Source organism: Streptococcus danieliae (assembly GCF_025447695.1).
Classification (GTDB): Bacteria; Bacillota; Bacilli; order Lactobacillales; family Streptococcaceae; genus Streptococcus; species Streptococcus danieliae.
Window position 1 is genome coordinate 1 of sequence record NZ_JAOBSU010000023.1, and the last position, 18,582, is coordinate 18,582.

General features: G+C 45.5%; 20 protein-coding genes. All 20 read right to left on the minus strand.

Features of this window, described 5'->3' with window-relative positions:
• Window positions 1–138 precede the first annotated feature (138 nt).
• A complete protein-coding gene (phoU, locus tag N4310_RS02665) occupies window positions 139–792 on the minus strand; it encodes a phosphate signaling complex protein PhoU (protein ID WP_160332712.1) in 654 nt (217 codons plus the stop codon).
• A gap of 8 nt (window positions 793–800) precedes the next feature.
• Entirely contained in the window at window positions 801–1,559 is a 759-nt protein-coding gene (gene pstB / locus N4310_RS02670) for a phosphate ABC transporter ATP-binding protein PstB (protein WP_160332711.1), read from the minus strand.
• A 9-nt stretch (window positions 1,560–1,568) separates the two neighbouring features.
• Window positions 1,569–2,372: a phosphate ABC transporter ATP-binding protein PstB gene (pstB, locus tag N4310_RS02675; protein ID WP_160332710.1), complete on the minus strand. Its 804-nt coding sequence runs from the start codon at window positions 2,370–2,372 to the stop codon at window positions 1,569–1,571.
• A 16-nt stretch (window positions 2,373–2,388) separates the two neighbouring features.
• Window positions 2,389–3,276, minus strand: coding sequence for a phosphate ABC transporter permease PstA (gene pstA, locus N4310_RS02680; protein WP_160332709.1), 888 nt, complete (start codon window positions 3,274–3,276; stop codon window positions 2,389–2,391).
• Entirely contained in the window at window positions 3,266–4,201 is a 936-nt protein-coding gene (gene pstC, locus N4310_RS02685) for a phosphate ABC transporter permease subunit PstC (RefSeq protein WP_160332708.1), read from the minus strand. Before pstC ends, pstA begins: the two co-directional genes overlap by 11 nt.
• The gene (locus N4310_RS02690) at window positions 4,198–5,097 is read right to left on the minus strand and encodes a phosphate ABC transporter substrate-binding protein PstS family protein (RefSeq protein WP_262091976.1); all 900 of its coding nucleotides are present in this window, start codon (window positions 5,095–5,097) and stop codon (window positions 4,198–4,200) included. The genes pstC and N4310_RS02690 overlap by 4 nt, the downstream gene beginning before the upstream one ends.
• Window positions 5,098–5,225: 128 nt before the next feature.
• On the minus strand, window positions 5,226–7,625 hold the full coding sequence (gene pheT, locus N4310_RS02695) for a phenylalanine--tRNA ligase subunit beta (protein WP_262091977.1): 2,400 nt from the start codon (window positions 7,623–7,625) through the stop codon (window positions 5,226–5,228).
• A 10-nt stretch (window positions 7,626–7,635) separates the two neighbouring features.
• Window positions 7,636–8,682: a phenylalanine--tRNA ligase subunit alpha gene (pheS, locus tag N4310_RS02700; RefSeq protein ID WP_179923169.1), complete on the minus strand. Its 1,047-nt coding sequence runs from the start codon at window positions 8,680–8,682 to the stop codon at window positions 7,636–7,638.
• A gap of 470 nt (window positions 8,683–9,152) precedes the next feature.
• Window positions 9,153–9,974 (minus strand): DNA/RNA non-specific endonuclease, encoded by an 822-nt coding sequence (locus tag N4310_RS02705; RefSeq protein WP_262091978.1) that lies wholly within the window; start codon window positions 9,972–9,974, stop codon window positions 9,153–9,155.
• 9 nt (window positions 9,975–9,983) lie between these two features.
• The gene (locus tag N4310_RS02710) at window positions 9,984–10,166 is read right to left on the minus strand and encodes a DNA-directed RNA polymerase subunit beta (protein WP_179924892.1); all 183 of its coding nucleotides are present in this window, start codon (window positions 10,164–10,166) and stop codon (window positions 9,984–9,986) included.
• On the minus strand, window positions 10,156–11,436 hold the full coding sequence (gene murA, locus N4310_RS02715) for a UDP-N-acetylglucosamine 1-carboxyvinyltransferase (RefSeq protein WP_262091979.1): 1,281 nt from the start codon (window positions 11,434–11,436) through the stop codon (window positions 10,156–10,158). The genes N4310_RS02710 and murA overlap by 11 nt, the downstream gene beginning before the upstream one ends.
• A 402-nt stretch (window positions 11,437–11,838) precedes the next feature.
• The gene (locus N4310_RS02720; RefSeq protein WP_160332701.1) at window positions 11,839–12,069 is read right to left on the minus strand and encodes a DUF1146 family protein; all 231 of its coding nucleotides are present in this window, start codon (window positions 12,067–12,069) and stop codon (window positions 11,839–11,841) included.
• A 66-nt stretch (window positions 12,070–12,135) separates the two neighbouring features.
• Window positions 12,136–12,552: a F0F1 ATP synthase subunit epsilon gene (locus tag N4310_RS02725; RefSeq protein WP_262091980.1), complete on the minus strand. Its 417-nt coding sequence runs from the start codon at window positions 12,550–12,552 to the stop codon at window positions 12,136–12,138.
• 9 nt (window positions 12,553–12,561) lie between these two features.
• Window positions 12,562–13,968 carry a F0F1 ATP synthase subunit beta gene (gene atpD / locus N4310_RS02730; protein ID WP_160332699.1) on the minus strand — a complete coding sequence of 469 codons (1,407 nt, stop codon included), beginning with the start codon at window positions 13,966–13,968 and terminating at the stop codon, window positions 12,562–12,564.
• 23 nt (window positions 13,969–13,991) lie between these two features.
• Entirely contained in the window at window positions 13,992–14,870 is an 879-nt protein-coding gene (locus N4310_RS02735) for a F0F1 ATP synthase subunit gamma (RefSeq protein WP_262091981.1), read from the minus strand.
• A gap of 14 nt (window positions 14,871–14,884) precedes the next feature.
• Window positions 14,885–16,390, minus strand: coding sequence for a F0F1 ATP synthase subunit alpha (gene atpA, locus N4310_RS02740; protein ID WP_262091982.1), 1,506 nt, complete (start codon window positions 16,388–16,390; stop codon window positions 14,885–14,887).
• A 15-nt stretch (window positions 16,391–16,405) separates the two neighbouring features.
• Window positions 16,406–16,942, minus strand: coding sequence for a F0F1 ATP synthase subunit delta (locus N4310_RS02745; RefSeq protein ID WP_160332696.1), 537 nt, complete (start codon window positions 16,940–16,942; stop codon window positions 16,406–16,408).
• Entirely contained in the window at window positions 16,942–17,436 is a 495-nt protein-coding gene (gene atpF / locus N4310_RS02750; protein WP_179923308.1) for a F0F1 ATP synthase subunit B, read from the minus strand. Before atpF ends, N4310_RS02745 begins: the two co-directional genes overlap by 1 nt.
• Before the next feature lie 14 nt (window positions 17,437–17,450).
• Entirely contained in the window at window positions 17,451–18,170 is a 720-nt protein-coding gene (gene atpB / locus N4310_RS02755; RefSeq protein ID WP_262091983.1) for a F0F1 ATP synthase subunit A, read from the minus strand.
• A gap of 32 nt (window positions 18,171–18,202) precedes the next feature.
• Complete coding sequence (locus N4310_RS02760) at window positions 18,203–18,400, minus strand: F0F1 ATP synthase subunit C (protein ID WP_160332693.1); 198 nt, start codon at window positions 18,398–18,400, stop codon at window positions 18,203–18,205.
• Window positions 18,401–18,582: the final 182 nt, after the last annotated feature.

Consider the following 18,582-nt stretch of genomic DNA (forward strand, 5'->3'; position numbering starts at 1 on the left):
TCTAAAAATCCCTCCCCTCTAAGGAGGGGAGGAAGGAAGATTGTCTTTATTCTATATTGTCAGTTTTCAGGGATTCCACACAACTTGACAAAGAACCTAAAGAGAGAGGCTAGACTTTTGTCCCAGCCTCCTTTTCTTTTACAATTCAACAATTTCACCTGTTTCCAGGTAAATAACCCACTCACAAACGTTTTTCGCGTAATCGCCAATCCGTTCTAGGTAGCTAATCACTTGGAAATAGTCCCGACCTGCCACGATGGCTTCCGGATTGTTTTTGATTTCCTCAGTTGCCAAGTCTTGGATTTTTGTGAAGTAATTATTGATTTCTTCATCCATAGCTGCAACTTGATAAGCTGAATCAACATCTCCTTTGAGGTAGAGGTCAAGAGTTGCTTCCACAAATTCTTTAACCTTTTTACCCATTTTGTTGATTTCTTGTTCAACAGACTCAATCCGAACTTCACCCTTCATTCGAATGGTTGCTTGGGCAATCGATACCGCATGGTCTCCCATCCGTTCAATATCACTTGAAGCTTTAAGGATGGTGATAACTGTCCGCAAATCGTGTGAAACCGGTTGTTGGAGGGCAATAATCTCAAGTGATTTTTCTTCCAACTTGACTTCATATTTATTGACATCTGCATCTTCTTCAATAACAGCACGTGCCAATTCACGGTCGTGAGTGACAAAGGCACGAACAGTGCGGTTAATCTGAGATAGAACTTCGGTTCCCATCGCATAAAACTGATTGTGTAGTTTTTCTAATTCTTTTTCAAATTGTGCACGTAACATATGAACTCCTATCCAAATTTACCTGTAATGTAGTCTTCTGTTTCCTTGTTTTGAGGATTCAAGAACATATCCTTGGTCGAACTGTACTCCAAGCAGTTACCGTCCAAGAAGAAGGCTGTGCGATCAGAAATCCGCGAAGCCTGTTGCATGGAACGGGTTACCAACAGCAACGTGTATTGATCTTTCAAGCCATAGAGAGTATCTTCAATTTTACCAGAAGAAATCGGGTCTAGGGCTGAGGTTGGCTCGTCAAGCAAGATAATCTTAGGACTGGTTGCCAATACCCGTGCGACACAAACCCGCTGTTGTTGTCCACCGGACAAGCCGAGGGCGGAGTCGTGCAAGCGGTCCTTCACTTCTTCCCAGATAGAGGCTCCCTTGAGGGAGGTCTCTACGGCCTCATCCAGCACTTGTTTGTCCTTAATGCCCTTGATCCGTAGTCCATAGACCACATTTTCATAAATGGTCATTGGGAAAGGATTGGGTTGCTGGAAAACCATCCCGATTTCCTTACGCAACTCAACTGTATCCCGGCGTGGGCTGTAGACCTCGTGTCCATCGTAGACAATCGAGCCTGTCAGGCTGGCTTCAGGATTCAAATCGTTCATGCGGTTAATCGACCGTAGCAAGGTTGATTTTCCGGAGCCCGACGGTCCAATGAGGGCAGTAATTTCCTTAGGATAAAAGTCCAATGAAACACTGTTGAGGGCTTTCTTTTTTCCATAATAAACGGATAAGTCCTTCACACTTAAAATAGGTTCTGTCATGACTTCCTCCTAACCAAAACGTCCTGATACATAATCGCTAGTGGATTGTAACTTGGCATTTTGGAAGATTTTGATTGTTTCATCATACTCGATTAGATCGCCCAGATAGAAGAAGGCTGTATAATCGCTCGCCCGAGCTGCTTGTTGCATGTTGTGGGTTACGATGATAATGGTGTAGTTCTTCTTCAACTCCAACATGGTTTCTTCCAACTGCATGGTAGCAATTGGGTCCAAGGCAGAGGCTGGCTCATCCATCAAGAGAATATCTGGTTTTACAGAGATTGCACGTGCAATACAGAGCCGCTGTTGTTGTCCACCAGACAAGGTAAAGGCTGATTTATGCAAATCATCTTTAACTTGATCCCAAAGAGCCGCTTGCTTGAGGGAGGTCTCGACAATTTCATCCAAGACCTTTTTATCCTTGACCCCAGCCCGTTCATGAGCAAAGGTAATGTTCCGATAAATCGATTTGGCGAAGGGGTTTGGACGTTGGAACACCATGCCAATGTGCTTACGCATTTCATAGACATTGATGTCCGGGCGGTTCACATCGACTCCCTCATAGAGAATCTCTCCCGTAACACGTGCAATATCAATAGTATCATTCATCCGATTCAAGCTTCGCAAGTAGGTCGACTTCCCTGATCCAGACGGACCAATCAAGGCAGTGATTTTGTTCTTTTCAAACTGCATATCAATTCCCTTGATGGACTCATTCTGACCATAGTAGACATGAAGGTCCTTGGTCTCAAGGGCAACGTTTTTTTCTGGGAAGCGAATGATGTGTTTTTCATCCCAATTGTATGTTGTCATTTTTCCTTAAACCTCCTTAGGATGCAGATGTCATCTTCTGATGCAATTTTTTACCCAGATAACGCGCACCTAGGTTAAAAATCAAGATAAAGACCAGAAGCACAGCGGCACTTCCTGCCGAAACCTGCATGGCGTCCGGAATCGTTCCCTCACTATTAACCTTCCAAATATGGACAGCCAAGGTTTCCGCTTGGCGGAAAATCGAAATCGGACTGGTAACATCTAAAATGTTCCAGTTTGACCAATCAAGCGCTGGTGCTGATTGTCCGGCAGTATAAATGAGTGCTGCCGCCTCCCCGAAGATCCGACCAGATGCCAAGACAATGCCGGTTACAATTCCTGGGAGAGCCTCAGGGATTACCACATGGACCACGGTCTCCCAACGAGATAGACCAAGAGCCAAACCAGCCTCCCGCTGCGTATGGTGAACCGTCCGCAGACTGTCCTCAACATTTCGAGTCATCATCGGCAAGTTAAAGACCGTCAAGGCCAAGGCACCAGAAATGATAGAGAAACCATATTGGAACTGAATAACAAAGATCAAGTAACCAAAGAGACCCACAACCACGGATGGTAAAGAAGACAGGATCTCAATACAGGTCCGAATAAAATTTGTGACAGGACCTTTCTTGGCATACTCTGATAGGTAAATACCTGCTCCTGTCGAAAGTGGCAGCGAGATAAGCAAGGTAATCACCAGCAGGAAGAAGGAGTTAAAGAGTTGAATCCCAATCCCTCCTCCAGCTTGGTAAGAAGAAGACCGGGCTGTGAGGAAATGCCAGTTCACATGCGGCAACCCACGAACCAGGATAAACAAGAGAAGGGAAGTCAGAATGGTGACGATAATCCCTGCAATGGTATAGAGAACAATGGTCGCCACCTTGTTCATTTTTTTAGCGTTCATAGTTTCTCTTTCCTTCCCTTGTAATCAATTTAATCACGGAGTTAAAGGCCAGGCTCATCATGAGCAAGACGAGCGCTAGAGACCAGAGGACATTATTTTGAACCGTTCCCATAATGGTATTTCCGATTCCCATAGTCAAAACAGAGGTCAATGTGGAAGCTGGTGTTGTCAAGGATGTCGGCAGGACTGCAGAGTTTCCGACAACCATTTGAATCGCCAAAGCTTCCCCGAAAGCCCGGGCCATTCCAAAGACAATAGCCGTGAAGATACCTGGACGCGCTGCATTCAGAACCACACGCCAGATTGTTTGCCAACGGGTTGCTCCCATAGCCAGACTGGCTTCCTTGTAGTGACGCGGAACAGCCTTCAAGCTATCCACGGTCATAAAGGTAACCGTTGGCAAGATCATTACGAAAAGAACAAACACCCCGGATAGGATCCCGAAACCTGTTCCACCCGCTAGACCGCGGACAAAGGGAACAACGACCTGCAAACCAATAAATCCATAAACAACAGAGGGAATTCCGACCAACAATTCAATGGCTGGTTGGAGGATTTTAGCTCCGTATTTAGGAGAGATTTCGGTCATAAAGATGGCTGCTCCAATTGCAAAAGGTGTTGCCAGAAGAGCTGATAGGATAGTTACGATAAAGGAACCGGTAATCATCGGTAGGGCTCCCATATAAGGTTGACCATTGGCATCTTTGACACTTGGTTGCCATTCAGTTCCTGTTAAGAAAGAAATCGGATTAATCCCATCCACAAAGAAGGTGGACAAACCTTTTTGGGCCACGAAAATCAAGATCATGGCGACCACCAACACAATCAGCGACAAACACATGAAGGTGATGGTTTTACCAAACTTCTCTAATTTTGAATTTTTAGAAGGGGACAGTAGTTTTTTTTCTAATTCGGATTGTTTCACTTGTCTTCTCCTTCACTATCTTGACTTTGGCTTTTGACGGTTACCTTGCCAGCCGCATCCTTCACAACTTCCATTTCATTGATTGGAATGTAGCCCATGTTACGGACAATGCCTTTTTGGACTTCTTCTGAAACCATATATTCCAAAAACTCCTGGGTCAGGTCATCCTTGTCTTTTTTGGTGTACATATGCTCATAAGACCAAATCGGCCATTTATTGGTAGCTACGTTTTCAGCAGTCGGAGCTGCGCCATCTAGGTTGAGTTTTTTGACAGAATCATCCACATAAGAGAAGGCTAGATAGGAAATGGCTCCTGGAGTTTGCGATACGATGGATTTAACCATCCCGTTGGAATCCTGCTCCTGGCTCTTTTTCGCACTCATCCCGTCCATAACCACCTTATCAAAGGTTGACCGGGAACCAGAACCAACTGCACGGTTGATGATGGTTACGTCCAAGTTCGGACCTCCCACCTCTTTCCAGTTTGTGATTTTCCCTGCAAAGATATCCCGCAATTGATCCAGGGTCAAGTTCTCAAGGCTAACTTCCTTGTTGGCAATCACGGCTAGGCCAGCTACCGCCACTTGGTGGTCGGTTAGTTGATCCGCCTTGATCCCATCTTTTTCTTCCGCAAATACATCACTATTGCCGATTTGGACGGCACCGGATTGAACTTGGGATAGGCCTGTTCCTGAACCACCACCTTGGACATTGATTGTTTTGCCGAGGTGTTGAGCGGAGAACTCATCGGATGCGGCCTCGACCAGAGGTTGCAAGGCTGTCGATCCTACAGCGGTAATGGATTCGCCCTTATCAATCCATGCAGCACAGGCTGATAAAGACAGAGCTGTCATCCCTAAGATAGAGACGCTCAGTAGTTTTTTACCAAAGCTCATAAGTATTTCCTTTAATTATATTAGAGGTGGTTTTCAAGCCATTTGCCCCCTTTCCCACTATACCATAAAGCAGGGAAGGTGCCATTAAAATTGCCTAAAAAAACCACCGAATAAACCATTTTTTTCGATTAACGAATTTCAGCCCCAAGCTCAGACTCTAAGGCCTTTTGAATCTTCTCCATGTAACGGACAATTTCTTCATCTTCCAAGGTTGCATCCGCATTTTGGAAGGTGAGGTTGTAGGCCATCGATTTCTGATTGTCACTCAAAGGCAAACCTTGATAAACATCGAAGAGGCGAATTGCTTGCAAGTGTTTTAGTTTTAAAGAAGAAAGAACATCGAGAATCGCTTGATGTTGAACATCTTCTTGAACCAAAAGGGCGATATCCCGTGATACGGCTGGGAATTTACTAATCTCCTGGAAAACAGCCTGCTCAGGCAAGAGTCCCTCAAGGAGCGACAGGTTGACCTCAGCTACATAAACTTCCTTCAAATCATAATCCTTGGCTAGGGCAGGATGAACTTGACCAATAAAGCCAAGCGTCTGACCCTCTACTTGTAACATAGCAGTCCGACCTGGATGGCTACCTGGGAGATCCGCAACGGCTACATAGCTAACTTCCAAACCTAAACGATCAAAGAGCACTTCCAACATTCCCTTGAGGGTAAAGAAATCGACAGGTTGAGCCTGGGTTTGGAAATCTTTTTCAAGCAAGGAGCCAGTCAAAGCCAAAGCAAGAACAGTATCTTCCTGAGGAAGCTGACTTCCTTCAACCTGCTTGAAGATTTTGCCAATCTCATAGAAGGCTAGGTTGAATTGTCGACGGGCCTGGTTGTATTGGAGGGTTTCCAAAAGTCCAGAGACCATACTTTGACGCAGCACGCTACGTTCCACACTCATCGGCCACATCAGTTCGATCAAAGGAATCGGATTCTGATTAAACAAGTTGGCTTTTTCGCTAGTTGTCAAGGTGTAGGTGATTACCTCGGTCAAGCCGGCACCTTCCATAGTTGCCTGGATCTTCCGACGCAGAGCCTGCATCTTGGTTAGTTCACCAGCAGTTCCCTGGCCACCCGGTAGCGAAGATGGCAAGCGGTCATAGCCATAAATCCGTGCAATTTCTTCGTTTAAATCAGCCGGAATCTGGATATCCCAGCGACGTTTTGGTACGAACACTTGGAAGGCCTCAGCATTGCCCGTCAAGTTAAAATCAAGCCGGCGGAAGATAGCTTCAATCGCGGCATAGTCCAAATCAGTTCCTAAAACACGATTCACAGTAGCCAAATCTGTTGTAACGCTTACCGGCTCTGTGTCTACTTCACCAGCCTGCACCTGACCAGCCAAAACTTCTGCCCCAGCTAGGTCCACCAAGAGACTCGCAGCATAATCCAAGGCTTCCGCAACAGTCGCAACATTGATTCCCTTTTCAAAACGGGCCGAGGCCTCACTCCGCAAGTTTAAGCGGCCGCTGGTTTTCCGAATGGCAGTCCCATCAAAAACAGCTGCTTCCAGAACAACCCGTTTGGATTGGGCACTGATTTCAGTATCTTCTCCGCCCATCACGCCAGCTAGGGCTACTGGCTCGTCCGCAACTGTAATCACTAAGTCAGTCACTTCCAAGTCACGATCTAAACCATCAAGGGTCCGAAGCTTCTCTCCAGCACGCGCCTCACGGACAACAATTTTGCAATCCTTGAAGGTATCCAAGTCAAAGGCGTGGAGGGGCTGACCATATTCCAAAAGGACCAAATTGGTCACATCGACAACATTGTTAATGGGTCTAATCCCAGCGTTCATCAAACGGTTTTGTAACCACTGCGGACTTGGACCGACTTGAACATTTTCCAAAACACGAGCATAATAGGTAGAAGCCTTGTCTGTCTCAATCGCGACTTCTAACAAGTCAGCGGCAGATTTACCGCTTTCCTCTAGACTAACCGGTTTCAGGGTTAGAGCACGATCGTAAATAGCTGCTACTTCATAAGCCACACCGCGCATGGATAGGGCATCTGCTCGGTTAGGGGTAATGGACAATTCAATGATTTGGTCATCCATGTCGAGGTAAGGGAAAACTACTTGGCCTGGCACTGCCTCGTCTGGAAGTACTTGGATCCCTTCGGCATATTCTTTCGGAGTGATCGACTCCGGCACTCCTAATTCGCCCAAGGAACAGATCATTCCCAAGGATTCCATGCCACGAATCTTCCCTTTTTTAATCTTATAGTTATCGGCAATCCGTGCGCCAGGAAGGGCAACGATGACCTTTTGTCCAGCTGCAATATTGGGGGCGCCGCAGACAATCTGACGAGCTTCCGCTTCACCAACATCCACCTGGCAGAGATGGAGGTGGGTCTCCGGTACAGCCTCTTCTGAAAGAACATGACCGACGACGATTTTTGACAGACCGTCTGCAGGGCTGGTTACTCCCTCAACCTCGATCCCTGTTGTCGACATTTTTTCGGCCAGTTCAGCCACGGGAGCATCCAAGTCCACTAATTCTTTTAACCATTTATAACTTACTAACACGCGAGACTCCTTATTTGAATTGTTCTGAGAAACGTTGGTCGCCTAAATAGAAACCACGGATATCATTGATACCGTACCGCAACATGGCAATCCGTTCTTGACCTAAACCGAAGGCAAAACCGGAATACTGACTGGAATCAATGCCACTCATTTCAAGGACTTGAGGATGCACCATACCAGCTCCTAAAATCTCAATCCAACCAGTCTGCTTGCAAACATTACATCCTTGGCCGCCACACTTAAAGCAGGAGACATCGACTTCGACTGAGGGCTCCGTAAATGGGAAATAAGATGGACGAAGGCGGATTTTACGGTCTTTGCCAAACATCTTTTGCAGGATCAATTCCAGGGTTCCTTTTAAGTCAGCCATTGAAATACCTTGGCCAACAACCAAGCCTTCAATTTGATGGAATTGATGGCTGTGGGTTGCATCATCGGTATCCCGACGGTAAACCCGTCCTGGCGAGATCATTTTCAAAGGTCCTTGGCTGAAATCATGTTTTTCCATCGTCCGAGCTTGAACTGGACTGGTATGCGTCCGCAAGAGGACTTCTTCTGTAATGTAGAAGGTATCCTGCATATCACGCGCCGGGTGATCCTTCGGCAAGTTCATACGTTCGAAATTGTAGTGGTCTGACTCCACTTCAAAACCATCCACAATTTGATAACCCATGCCCAAGAAAATGTCTTCGATTTCCTGACTGGTTTGCGTCAGGATATGAGCTTGACCCCGTTTAACTGGACGGCCTGGCAAGGTCACATCAATGCTCTCTGCTGCTAACTGCTTGGCAATACGGTCAGCCTCCATATCTTTGGCTGCCTGGTCAAAGGCTTGGGTCAAAACATCCCGTGCTTCATTCACATGTTTACCAACCACTGGCCGCATCTCTGCAGACAAATCCTTCATTCCTTTAAGAATCTCTGTGAGCGAGCCTTTTTTCCCCATAACAGAGACCCGTAGGTCTTCTAATTCCCTGTCCAGATCACTATTGATATCATTCAAACTGGCTAGGGTGTCCGATACCAGTTTGGATAGTTTTTCTTCAATTGTTTCCATTTTTCCTCCATAAAAAAAGCGCGTGCAAGCCCACAAAATCGGAGCGTTGACACGCGGTACCATCCGTCTTTTATCCCTTTCGGGACCTTAGTTCATTTGTTCTTTTGCAGGTGAATTCAACAAGCTTCCCCTGGGCAGACTCTCAGTCACGGTCTCCCTCCCTGTACAGCTTTCCCTTGCTTACTAGTCCTGCGAACAAGTATTCAATTACAACCTTCTACTCTTGCTATTTTTCTATATAGGTTCTTAGCTTAGACTGGCCGAACTGTCCTGATGCCTGCCTGTTGCTACCTCATTTGCATTCAAAATAGTTTGAATAGTGGTGCTAGATTGTAAATAGTCTTGATCCTGTCATCGACTTTGTTTCCTAGACTATTTTTGACTCTCTTTAAATACTAGTCTATCAAAAATGGTGCCCTTTGACAAGCCAATTTCCAGCAACTTGCCTGTTCAGACAAGGACTACTCACTCTAGTTTTTTGTCACCTGACCAGTTTGATAATTAACAGAAATTCCTTCTTGAACATTGGGAATAAAAACATTGAATTCTAAACTGCCATCACTCGATTTAGCCTCTAAATGAGAACCTGAAGGGACCAAATCCCACTGGCTATTGTAAATCACCTCTACACGGTAACGAACCCGTTTGTTTTTATCCAAGGCCTTGCGCACCTGTGTTTCGTAGTAATTTTGCCCCCGTCCCTGGTCTGAATTGGACTGGTTCGCCCAAGCTGTCTGCACCGCAATATTAGCTGGGTTACTAGTTGAGGCATCGTAACCTTTCAATCCCCCAACCAAGGCATAGCCGAGCAGGTGACCCCGGTCCACTGCATGGTTATAGGGACCTTCCAGTCGCAACTGATGCCAGCCTGCTGGAGTCCAAGACGTGGAGCCATTGCCCGTCTCTTCCCGGTTTTTGTATTGCCGAGTTGACTTGGCTAATAGGGCATTAGCCAAGGTTGGCACAACCTCACCCGCAACTTCTTTAGTCTCATTGGTCGCATAGGGTTGGCTGGCGACCCTGGCATTTAAATCCGTTTGATTGCCATTCACCTCAAAGGAACCCGCTCCATTCCAAGTGAGTTCTCCCTTGATTTGTGACCGGACAGAATCGGTTAATACAGATTCTGCCAAGGCCCGGCTAGGAGCTTCTTGCGAGCTTTGGGTACTTTTCTGCACCGTCGCTGGCTGCCCCGTCGGTTGATCAGAGACATAGTAACTAGCCAGGGCTAGCCCCAAGCTCACGACAAGCCCTAAGGCGCTAACCGTTTGTTTTTGTTTTTTTCGAGCCATCTTTCATCCTTAATGCAATTTATCCATTAGTTCTTTCCAAGTCGTTGGCGACAAAATATCAAGAGGCTGTTTCCCTTCTCCCAAGACAGAGTAACCAAAAAGTAAACCCAAGGAAAATAGGAAGAGGGTTAATAACAGGAAACCTAAAATCATCAACCACTGTTTCCGAAAATAAGACCAATTACTTTCCATTTGACGCTCCTACTCGCTGAATATTAGCTCCCAAGGTAGCCAACTTCCGATCAAATTCATAATAGCCCCGATCCAGATGGCTAAGTTTGCCAACCCGAGTTTCTCCTTCTGCGACCAGACCCGCCAAAATCAAAGCAGCACTGGCCCGCAAGTCAGTTGACATGACTTCCGCCCCTTGCAAGGTTTGACCCCCATAAATAATCGCTGTATCCCGCAGGATATCCGAATGCAGATTCATCCGACGCATCTCTTCCAAATGTTGAAAACGATTTTCAAAAACGGTCTCAATCATGGTTGATTCCCCTGCTGCCACCGTCATCAAAGCTGTAAACTGCGCCTGCATATCCGTTGGAAAACCAGGATGTGGCTGGGTCTTAACCGTCACAGGTTTCAACCGACTCGCATCTGATTGAATCCGAATCCCACCAGCTTCTTCGGTAACTTCAACACCCATTTCTTGCATTTTCGCCAAGAGCGGACGATTGTGTTCCCAGATTGCATCCTCAATCAAAACATCACCACCGGTCATAGCCGCCGCAACCATAAAGGTTCCCGCTTCGATCCGATCCTGGACAACCGCATGTTCTGCTCCATGCAAGGACTCGACTCCATGAATAACCAAGGTTTCAGTACCAGCCCCGCGGACATCGGCCCCCATGGCATTCAAAAGCAAGGCCAAATCAACAATCTCTGGCTCCCGCGCAGCATTTTCAATCGTGGTAACCCCATCCGCCAAGGTGGCTGCCATCAGAATATTCTGAGTCGCTCCCACACTTGGGAAATCCAGGTAAATGGTCGCGCCTTTTAATTTTGGCGCTCGTACCTCAATATAGCCCGCTTCTTGATGGATTTCAGCTCCCATGGCCTCCAAACCTTTCAAGTGTAAGTCAATTGGGCGACTTCCAATCGTACATCCCCCTGGCATCGATACCTTGGCAAAACCATTACGGGCCAAGATTGGTCCCAATACCACAATTGATGCCCGCATTTGACTGACATATTCATAAGGGGCTTCACTGAGAATCGGACCTTGAGCATCAACAACCACTTGATTCTCTGCCTGGTCAAAATCAACCGCAATATCCAATCCTGCTATAACCTGGTTCATCGTAAAGACATCGGATAGGATAGGCACATTGGTTAAAATGGTTTTCCCTTCAGAGGCCAAGATCGTAGCTGCTAGCAGGGGTAACACAGCATTCTTAGCTCCCTCAATTTTAACCCGACCGCTTAAGCGATTATTTCCACCTTTTATAACAATTTGATCCATTTTTATCTGCTCCAAAAATTCATTTTGTTTTTATTTTATCATGAACCATTAAAAATAAGAACAGATAAGCAACAAGCCTTGTACAATAAGGCTTTATAAGACTAGAATCTCCCGCCACTTTTTCCAAAAAGCTACAAAAACTTCCACCTTATGCCCCTGGAAAACAAAAAACCGCCTCGAATTCGAAGCGGTCTGTGTTAGAAAATCAATGGAACCTTTCCATTAAATTTGAATCCATTGTAGCATATTCTGCCCACTCCAATATTTCAAAAACTTGTCATTGTTTTACTAAAAAGACAAAGGATGACTATTGTGTGTAGGAAGTGAATAAACTAGAAGGTTCGAGAATATCTGAACTTACAAGGACTACTCTTTACCACACTAAGCAGGGCTTGCCCACAGCTACTCCACCAAGGTCCGCAGGCTCTGGCTTAGTGAAACTAGACTTAGGAAAAAGGAGGAAACTAAAAAACCGAGAGCAATGCTGAGAAGCAGATGGAGCACTTGGGCCTTGCGTGTATTTTCTGGTGTTATGCGCAGCCATTTATCCCAGGCCACCAACTCCCCCAATAGGCGATGCGTTAGGTAAATGAAACATAAATGGCTAGCGACGACTACTAATTGATTATTCATACTTCTATTGTAACACAGTCCTGCTAAAGCGAAAAACAAGGCCACAATTGGACCTTGTTTTTCGCTTTATTTACTTCCCACATTAATTCGGTTAATCGCACGTTGCAAGGCAATCCGTGCCCGTTGTTCCTGGTCAATGGAGTGTTCTGAAAGGGCTTGTTCCAAAGCGACTTCTGCCCGCTTCTTAGCTCTTTCTGCCCGACTGACATCAATATCACGTGCCCGTTCCGCAGAATCGGCAATAATCGTGATGGTATCATCAACTACTTCGATCACTCCACCATTCACCGCAACCCAGTCAACATGGTCTTCATCATCAACTCGACGAACCTTTAGTTCATCCACCGCCAAAACGGCCAATAGATTGGTATGACCTGGAAGGATTCCCAGTTCCCCTTCGGTGGTGCGAGCCATGACAAATTGAGCATGGTGTTGATAAATCATGCCATGGGGAGTTACAATTTGCACAGTCATCTGGCCCATAAATCACCTCTAAAAGTTCATTTTTTCTGCCTTAGCAATGACATCTTCAATGGATCCGACACCTCGGAAGGCATCTTCTGGAAGATGGTCATATTTTCCATCCAGGATATCTTTAAAGCCACGGACTGTTTCCGCAACTGGCACATAAGATCCTGGTTGGCCTGTAAACTGCTCGGCTACGTTAAAGTTTTGTGAAAGGAAGAATTGAACTCTTCGTGCACGCGCAACCAATGTTTTTTCTTCATCAGACAATTCATCCATTCCGAGGATTGCAATGATGTCCTGCAATTCATTGTAGCGCTGAAGAACACGCTTGACCTCAGAAGCCACTTCATAGTGTTCTTGACCGACAATTTCGGGAGCCAAGGCACGAGAGCTAGATGCTAATGGATCCACAGCTGGGTAAATTCCCAATTGCACCAATTTCCGTTCCAGGTTGGTGGTAGAATCCAAGTGGGCAAAAGCTGTCGCAGGCGCCGGATCGGTGTAGTCATCCGCTGGGACATAGATGGCTTGAATCGAAGTCACCGAACCTTTTTTGGTTGAGGTAATCCGTTCCTGCAATTGTCCCATCTCTGTTGCCAAGGTTGGTTGGTAACCTACGGCCGATGGCATCCGTCCAAGCAAGGCGGATACTTCCGATCCCGCTTGGGTAAAGCGGAAGATATTATCGATAAAGAGCAAGACGTCTTGTCCTTCAACATCACGGAAGTATTCCGCAATAGTCAAACCAGTCAGGGCAACCCTCATCCGTGCTCCTGGTGGCTCATTCATTTGTCCAAAGACCATGGCAGTCTTTTCAATAACGCCTGATTCTTTCATTTCCCAATAAAGGTCATTTCCTTCACGGGTCCGCTCACCAACACCCGTAAAGACGGAGATTCCGCCATGCTCTTGGGCGATGTTATGGATAAGCTCCTGAATCAAAACGGTCTTTCCAACTCCGGCACCACCAAAGAGTCCGACTTTTCCCCCTTTTAGATAGGGAGCCAAGAGGTCGATAACCTTGATTCCTGTTTCCAAGATTTCAGTCGAAGTGGATAATTCATCAAAACTTGGAGCTTTTTTATGGATTGGTTGACGGTCTAGGTGTTCCCCAAGAGGCTGATCCAAATCAATCGTGTCTCCAAGCACATTGAAAACACGGCCAAGCGTTTCTTTCCCGACAGGAACTGAAATTGGTCGACCTGTATCCAACACTTCTTGACCACGTTTCAAACCGTCTGTTGATTCCATCGCGATGGTGCGTACAACTCCATCCCCCAATTCAAGAGCAACTTCAAGAACGATTTTACCGGCTTGATCTCCATCCTTGTAGACCACCAAGGCATTATTAATTTCTGGTAATCGTGCATCCGTTGGAAAGACTACATCCACAACGGGTCCAATTACCTGAGCAATCTTACCTGTGCTCATGTCTTTCTCCTTTTCTTCTAGTGTTACTCAAGAGCACTTGCCCCGGCAACAATTTCTGTAATTTCTTGTGTAATGGCTGCTTGCCGCGCCCGGTTGTATTGAATGGTTAATTCAGAAATAACCTTTTTGGCATTATCCGTCGCAGTCTGCATGGCTGTCATACCCGCTGCATTTTCAGCCGTCTTAGCATCAATAATCGCCCCATAAATCATACTTTCTGCATATTGTGGCAAGAGCTGATTCAAGAGTGCCTCTTTTCCAGGTTCCAAATCAAATTCTTTAGCATACCCTGTTGCGGCTTCATTAGGGTCCAAATCAACAATGGGTAACATCTGCTCAACCCGCATTTGACTGGTTAAGGAATTGACGTGATGATTGTAGCACACGTACAACTCATCAAAGAGTTCCGCCTGATACATAGCCACAGCCTTGTTGATGATTTTTTGAACCTCATCAAAACTTGGCTGGTCCGCCAAACCACGGAGTTCATAGATAGGCTCTATTCCACGCGCTTTAAAAAAGTCTGTGCCCATACCACCGATAGAGATAATAGCATAGCTTTCTGGATCCTCGTGGTATTCCTTGATCAAATCCATCACAGCTTTCAAAACCGTAGAGTTGTAACCACCGACCAAACCGCGATCAGAGGTAATCACAATATAACCCGTCTTTTTAACCGGACGGCTGAGCAACATCGGATTGCTGCTACCAGCTACCAACTCCGAATCCAAAAGGTCTGTTAACAGCTGCCGTACCCGTTTGGCATAGACTTGGAAATCCTTAGTTGCCTGCTCAGACTTGCCTAACTTAGCTGCCGACACCATTTGCATGGCATTGGTGATTTGACTGGTATTTTTAGTTGATGCAATTTTGTTCTTAATTTCATTTAAAGAAACGGCCATCTCTTACCTCTTTCTTAATTGAAATTTGCTTGTCCCTTAAATTCTTGAATCGCTGCATCCAAGACATCTTCTTTTGGAAGATCTTTGGTCATTCGAATTCCTTCAAAAATTTCTGGATGTTTAGCATCAAAGTAGTCATAAAGCTCTGCTTCAAAGCGAAGAACATCATCGACTGGAATATCATCCAAGAATCCGTGTGTCAAAGCATAGAGAATGACAACCTGCTTTTCAACTGGAAGCGGTTGATGAACGGGCTGTTTCAAGACCTCAATGGTCCGACGACCACGGTTCAAACGAGCCTGAGTCGCCGCATCCAAATCACTACCAAATTTCGTAAAGGCTTCTAGTTCACGATAAGCCGCCAAGTCAATCCGGAGAGTTCCGGCAACTTTTTTCATAGCTTTAATCTGTGCTGAACCACCAACCCGTGAAACAGATGAACCCGCATCAATGGCTGGGCGAACACCTGAGTTAAAGAGCGAATCGTCCAAGAAAATCTGTCCATCAGTAATGGAGATCACGTTGGTCGCAATATAGGCGGAAATATCTCCAGCCTGGGTTTCAATAAATGGAAGGGCTGTAATAGAGCCTCCGCCCAATTCATCCGAAACCTTAGCAGACCGCTCCAAAAGACGGCTATGAAGATAGAAAACATCCCCAGGGAAGGCCTCACGTCCTGGTGGACGACGAAGCAAGAGGGATAGTTCCCGATAGGCAACCGCTTGTTTGGACAAGTCATCATAAACAATCAAGACATGTTTGCCCTGGTACATAAATTCCTCTGCCATGGCCACACCTGAATAAGGTGCCAAGAAGAGCAAGGGAGATGGTTGTGACGCCGATGCAGAAACAACGATCGTATAATCCAAGGCTCCATGTTTCCGCAAGGTCTCAACCTGGGTCCGCACAGTTGATTCTTTCTGCCCAATCGCCACATAGATACAGATCATATCTTGACCTTTTTGGTTCAAGATCGCATCGATGGCAATGCTTGTTTTACCGGTTTGACGGTCTCCGATAACCAATTCCCGCTGACCACGGCCAATTGGAACCAGGGCATCAATCGCCTTCAAACCTGTTTGTAGTGGTTCTGAAACAGATTTCCGTTCCATAACACCTGGTGCAGGTGCTTCGACTGGCCGAGTTCCAGTTGTTTCGATTGGCCCCAGCCCATCAATCGGACGGCCCAAAGGATCCACAACTCGTCCAATCAGGGCTTCCCCAACAGGAACTTCCATGATTTTGCCAGTTCGACGGACGGTGTCTCCTTCGCGAATATCGGTGAATTCACCGAGGATAATAATACCGACATCTTTGGTTTCCAGGTTTTGAGCCATTCCATAGGAACCGTTCTCAAAGATGAGCAATTCACCACTCATAGCCTGGTTCAGACCATGGGCACGTGCAATTCCGTCACCGATGTAGGTTACAATTCCTGTTTCGGTCACATCAAAATCTGGTTGAAAATTGTCGATTTGTTGCTTAATTAAAGCGCTAATTTCTTGTGCTTGAATCGCCAACGCTCACACCACTTTCTATTTCATTTTTTCTTTCACTGTCTGTAATTGGTTACGAATGCTTGCATCAATTCGCTTATGGTTGGCTGTGATCACAAATCCACCAATGAGGTCTTGGTCAATCACTTGCCTTACTGTTCGCACACCAATCTTCATTTTTTCCTGAACAAGTGGTAGCAATGCTGCTAGTTGCTCCTCTGATAAAGCATAGGCCGACTCTAGGATCACCTCAAACATATTGGTCTCCACTTCTAGTCGGCTCAAGCTCTCTTTTAAAATAGCTTCTAACAACTCTTCCCGTTGGTTCTGAATCAAAACTTTAAATAAATGATCTACAAGTTCAGATCCAGTTGGTAAAAACGACTGAAGAATTTCTGCTTTCTTGTCTTTAGGAACTGCAATATTGTTTAAAAAACCAGTCAGTTGTGTTTCTGCCACAAGATCCAAAACCTGATCCATAATCGGAAACACCAGCTGGCTCTGGTTTTTTTCAATCACTAATTGAACAAAGGGAGCTGCATAACTATCAACCAGTAGCATTTCTTTCTTGTCCATTAGCTTTCTCCTAATTGTTTAATGTACTGATCAATTAATTCCGAATGAACTTCTGGAGTCAACTCTTTACTCAAAATTTTCGAAGTTAAGTCAACTGTTAGATTAGCGACCTCTTCCTTAATACTGGCTAGAGCTGCCGCTTTTTCTTGTTCAATCTCTTGGCCTGCATTTTCTTTTAGACGCTCGACTTGCGCCTTGGTTTCTGCCAAGACTTGATTTTTTTGATGTTCAGCATTTTCCTTGGCAGTAGCCAAAATAGCTGCCGCCTCTTCCTTGGTCCCGGATAACTGCTGTTGGCGTTCTTTCAACAAAGCTTCCGCTTGATCTTTTGCGGCTTCTGCACGATCAATATCTGAACTAACCTTTTCAGAACGCTCATCTAGAACTGTTTCAAGACGATTCCAAACATATTTTTTAATAAGTAGGAGAACCGCAATAAAAGAGCCAGTTACTAGAATAAAATTCCCAATTAACTGTCCTAACGTAATTTCCACTTCTTTCTCCTTTCTTAGACTTCCTCTGTATTAATTTTCTTCCCTAGATAGTTCGAAGACAACATGGTAAAGACGAAGGCCTGCATTCCTGAAATAAAAATCGAGAAGGCGGTCCATGCCATATTTAAACCAAAGGCAAACGGAAAGGCAATCAAATAGGTAGCAATCAGTTGTGTCAAAAGCGATACAATGACTTCACCGGAAAAGATATTTCCGTATAGCCGAAGTGCTAGCGAAAGAAAATTCGTAATCTCCTCAAGGATATTCATCGGCGTCATCGCCACTGGTGTGGCAAAGGCACGGAAATAATTCTTAAATCCTTGACGGCGAATCCCCTCAACTTGAATAAACACAGTCACCAAGAAGGACAAGCTCAAATCATAGGCCAGATTGGCTGTTGGCGAAGTCCATAAATTGTAGTGTTCTGGTGCTAGAGTTTCAATTTTGGTCGCTAGTCCAATAGAGTTCGCAACCAAGAGGAATAAGAAAAGACTAAAGAAAATGGGGAGGTAGGTCCGAACATTGGAGGCACCGAGGTTGTTCTGGATCACTCCGGTTACAAACTCAATCAAGGCCTCTAAGGCGCTTTGCTTGCGGTTGGGTCGGACCTGTAAGTCCCGACTGAGCCAATACACAAAGCCAAATACCAGGGCTACCGTTAAGAGAGACATGGCCAACAGAGTTAGATCAAAAACAATCGGTCCGATTGCAATCGTTGGTGAATGGGATTCCACGGGTCTCTCACCTCTTTTCTAAATGAGCAATCTTACAAGATAAAGGCCATAGCAAGTAGAACGAAGAAGGTACCCTCGATAAAGGCAATCCCCATCAACATGCTGGTTTGCAACTTGTTGTAAAGTTCAGGTTGGCGAGCTGCAGAACGTAGGAAGCTAGAAACCAGCAATCCTTCACCAATACTTACACCCATTACGGCTAAACCAAGAGCCAAAATTGATAAATTCATTTCGAATTCTCCTTTTATTTTTTGTTACCCCATTACTCTACTCCTATTCCCTACATTTGTCAAATTTTCAGAGAAGAAAAATAGCTGATTTTTCAGGTTCTATAATAGACTTCCTGCGAAACAGTGACAGAACCTAAGATTTATCGGAGTCATCACTTGAAAAAGACTGAGTTACAAAATGT

What these genes read in the sequence shown, in the direction of transcription:
- phoU (WP_160332712.1), bottom strand. Translation starts at nt 792, where the DNA reads ATGTTACGTGCACAATTTGAAAAAGAATTAGAAAAACTACACAATCAG.
- pstB (WP_160332711.1), bottom strand. Translation starts at nt 1,559, where the DNA reads ATGACAGAACCTATTTTAAGTGTGAAGGACTTATCCGTTTATTATGGA.
- pstB (WP_160332710.1), bottom strand. Translation starts at nt 2,372, where the DNA reads ATGACAACATACAATTGGGATGAAAAACACATCATTCGCTTCCCAGAA.
- pstA (WP_160332709.1), bottom strand. Translation starts at nt 3,276, where the DNA reads ATGAACGCTAAAAAAATGAACAAGGTGGCGACCATTGTTCTCTATACC.
- N4310_RS02690 (WP_262091976.1), bottom strand. Translation starts at nt 5,097, where the DNA reads ATGAGCTTTGGTAAAAAACTACTGAGCGTCTCTATCTTAGGGATGACA.
- pheS (WP_179923169.1), bottom strand. Translation starts at nt 8,682, where the DNA reads ATGGAAACAATTGAAGAAAAACTATCCAAACTGGTATCGGACACCCTA.
- N4310_RS02705 (WP_262091978.1), bottom strand. Translation starts at nt 9,974, where the DNA reads ATGGCTCGAAAAAAACAAAAACAAACGGTTAGCGCCTTAGGGCTTGTC.
- N4310_RS02710 (WP_179924892.1), bottom strand. Translation starts at nt 10,166, where the DNA reads ATGGAAAGTAATTGGTCTTATTTTCGGAAACAGTGGTTGATGATTTTA.
- murA (WP_262091979.1), bottom strand. Translation starts at nt 11,436, where the DNA reads ATGGATCAAATTGTTATAAAAGGTGGAAATAATCGCTTAAGCGGTCGG.
- N4310_RS02720 (WP_160332701.1), bottom strand. Translation starts at nt 12,069, where the DNA reads ATGAATAATCAATTAGTAGTCGTCGCTAGCCATTTATGTTTCATTTAC.
- N4310_RS02725 (WP_262091980.1), bottom strand. Translation starts at nt 12,552, where the DNA reads ATGGGCCAGATGACTGTGCAAATTGTAACTCCCCATGGCATGATTTAT.
- atpD (WP_160332699.1), bottom strand. Translation starts at nt 13,968, where the DNA reads ATGAGCACAGGTAAGATTGCTCAGGTAATTGGACCCGTTGTGGATGTA.
- N4310_RS02735 (WP_262091981.1), bottom strand. Translation starts at nt 14,870, where the DNA reads ATGGCCGTTTCTTTAAATGAAATTAAGAACAAAATTGCATCAACTAAA.
- N4310_RS02745 (WP_160332696.1), bottom strand. Translation starts at nt 16,942, where the DNA reads ATGGACAAGAAAGAAATGCTACTGGTTGATAGTTATGCAGCTCCCTTT.
- N4310_RS02760 (WP_160332693.1), bottom strand. Translation starts at nt 18,400, where the DNA reads ATGAATTTATCAATTTTGGCTCTTGGTTTAGCCGTAATGGGTGTAAGT.